At 34.3% G+C, this 2719-nt stretch carries 2 protein-coding genes; one reads left to right on the top strand and one right to left on the bottom strand.

Annotation, left to right across the window (positions count from 1 at the left end; genetic code table 11):
* Positions 1-247 precede the first annotated feature (247 nt).
* Entirely contained in the window at positions 248-1444 is a 1197-nt protein-coding gene (locus ACWEKM_RS46315) for a M20 family metallopeptidase (RefSeq protein WP_347450216.1), read from the bottom strand.
* Positions 1445-1554: 110 nt separating this feature from the next.
* Between ACWEKM_RS46315 and ACWEKM_RS46310 the strand changes: the two genes are divergently transcribed.
* The gene (locus ACWEKM_RS46310) at positions 1555-2445 is read left to right on the top strand and encodes an IS982-like element ISLll1 family transposase (RefSeq protein WP_301702839.1); all 891 of its coding nucleotides are present in this window, start codon (positions 1555-1557) and stop codon (positions 2443-2445) included.
* The last annotated feature ends 274 nt before the right edge of the window (positions 2446-2719 follow it).

Raw genomic sequence — 2719 nt, 5'->3', positions numbered from 1 at the left:
ATCCGATATTCATTTTATTCTCCTTTGTTCTAATTTATTGTATCATAACTTAAAAATATATATATAAATGAACATAGAATAAATTACGGGTTAATGAACGAGAAATGTAAATGATTTTGAGAGTTTTTATAACAAAAGAAGAGTGTCCAGAAAATGACCTTTTTCTGGACATAGGATAGAAATATTTTTATAAGTTTATTAAATAACGAAGGAGCAACTTTAGCTACAAATCTTGCTATTTGTAAATCTACATTTTTTTATTGAAAAATAGATAGTTTATAGTTACAGTTGCAACTGCTTTAGCCGCGATTAAAATACTTTTCTCATTCATTTTAAATAAAGGGCTATGATGGGGATAATTTCCGCCGTCTTCAGGCTGTGCACCAATGTAAAAGAAAGTACTTGGTACAACTTGCCCATAATATGAAAAATCTTCAGAAGGATTTTGTGGTCCTAAATCGACTATATTATTGACTTCTGAAATATTCTGATCTTTTAAGCTGTCAACTACAAAGTGAGTGAGATTTTCTGAATTAAAGAGTACAGGATAGTTATCGTCATAATCTACAATCACTTCAACCCCAAAGGTTACTCCAACGCCTTTAGCAATTTGTTTCACTTGGTCTCGGATGATTTTTCTAGTTGTTTCTTTCATCATCCGAACATCCCCTTTTAACACTACTTTATCTTGTATAGCATTAAAACTTCCTGCTCCATCAAATGATCCAATAGTTACAGTACCCATGTCAAATGGATCTATTCTTCTTGAAATTACTGTTTGGAGTTCAGTTACAAAGTAACTAGCGGCTACTATTGCATCATTACTTAATTGTGGCATAGAAGCGTGACCTCCGTTTCCTTTGATTGTAATGGTGAAATTAGAACGTCCCGTTTGAGTTTCTTTATTATGATAGGCAATGACCCCTGTTTTAATTGTAGTCATCACATGAACCCCGATCATATTATCGACACCGTCAAGAGCTCCTGCTTTAATCATACCTTTGGCACCACCAGGAGATACTTCCTCTGCTGGTTGATGGACAATTCTAACTCTTCCCGGAAGTTCTTGTTTTATTTTTACTAGTTCTCTAGCAAGTACCATCAAATATGCAGTATGTGCATCGTGTCCACAGGCATGCATTACTCCTGGATTGACCGATTTAAAACTTAAATCATTATCTTCAAAAATAGCAAGAGCATCAAAGTCTGCTCTCAACGCAAGAGTTTTTCCGGATTTTCCACCTTCAATATCAACGATGATTCCAAATCCCTTTCCGATAAGTTTTGGTTCACAGTCAAGTTCTTTATAAAAGCCCATAATATACTTAAATGTTTCTTTTTCTTGAAAAGAAATTTCTGGGTATTGATGAAGATGACGCCTAATTTGAATCATTTCATTCTCATATTGTGTTAAGCTAGTCAACAAATTATTAAGTAGTTTCATATGATACCTCTAAACTTTCTACCCGAATTGCTAGTTAATTTCATTGGAAAATAAATAAGTCGTGCTATCCTAATCTTAAAGCACTAAGCATTAGAAAGCTCACGACTTATATGACTTATAATAGCACACTTCCAAAAGTTTTTGTTTATTTACTGACAACCATTGAGACGCTTTATCAAACGAGGGTTTCCCTTGAGGTTCAAAACCGAAAAAACGTCCATCTCGCAACATCAGATTGCTTAGTTATCGCTTGTTACCTATGGGGCGTACTGCATTTTAGTGAAACACTTAAAGCTAAGCACCAATTGGCTCAAAGTTTATTTCCTAATTTCCTAGAATATTCTCGCTTTGTCCGCCGTTGTAATGCCCTCTTACCGAGTATCCAAGTCATTCGCCAAGCACTCGTCTTTAAAGAGGTTGAAGGAATGAGTGTATCCATTATTGACAGCTTCCCCATTCCTTTGTGTCAGCCTATTCGTAATTTCAGAAGCAAAGTTCTTGGAGATTATGCCAATGTTGGCTACAATGCTACAAAGGGACAGTACTTCTATGGATGTAAATGTCATGCTTTAGTCAGTGAATCAGGCTATGTCATAGACTACACAATTACTCCTGCTTCAATGGCTGATAGTTCAATGACCGAGGAAGTGTTGAGTCAATTTGGGACACCAACAGTCCTTGGAGATATGGGATATTTAGGTCAGTCACTGCATGATAGGCTGGAATTAAAAGGAATTGATCTAATTACACCTGTCAGGAAGAACATGAAGCAAAAGAAAATCCTTTTCCCTAATTTTTCAAAACGTAGAAAAGTGATTGAGCGAGTTTTCTCTTTTTTGACAAATCTAGGAGCTGAGCGTTGTAAAAGTCGTTCGCCTCAAGGTTTTCAATTGAAATTAGAGATGATACTTTTAGCGTATTCTTTACTGTTAAAATCAGCTAAATCACTGGAACCAGAGACTTTAAGATATTCTATCGGGTATCAAGTCATGGCTAAATAATCAACTAGCAATTCGGGTTATATCATAATTAAAAAGAATATTGTTCAAAATTTAGAAAAAAAAGTATATTCTGACGAATCGTGTTTTAAGTTCAGAATATACGTTTTGCTTTTGTTTAAGACACTTTAAAAATAGCATAATATTTATATCAACAACTAAAATCACTTGCAATTTATAAGCGATTTTTTGATTAAAAATATCCTCATACTCTCATAAAGTTGCCATAAAAATCGTTTTTTATTGTTTTTTAAACTTTTGAATAACTAGAACCGCT

The sequence above is a fragment of the Streptomyces sp. NPDC004752 genome (assembly GCF_053601275.1).
Note: the sequence above shows the minus strand (reverse complement) of the source record. Positions and strands in the feature narration are given on the sequence as shown.

What these genes read in the sequence shown, in the direction of transcription:
- ACWEKM_RS46315 (WP_347450216.1), bottom strand. Translation starts at nt 1,444, where the DNA reads ATGAAACTACTTAATAATTTGTTGACTAGCTTAACACAATATGAGAAT.
- ACWEKM_RS46310 (WP_301702839.1), top strand. Translation starts at nt 1,555, where the DNA reads ATGACTTATAATAGCACACTTCCAAAAGTTTTTGTTTATTTACTGACA.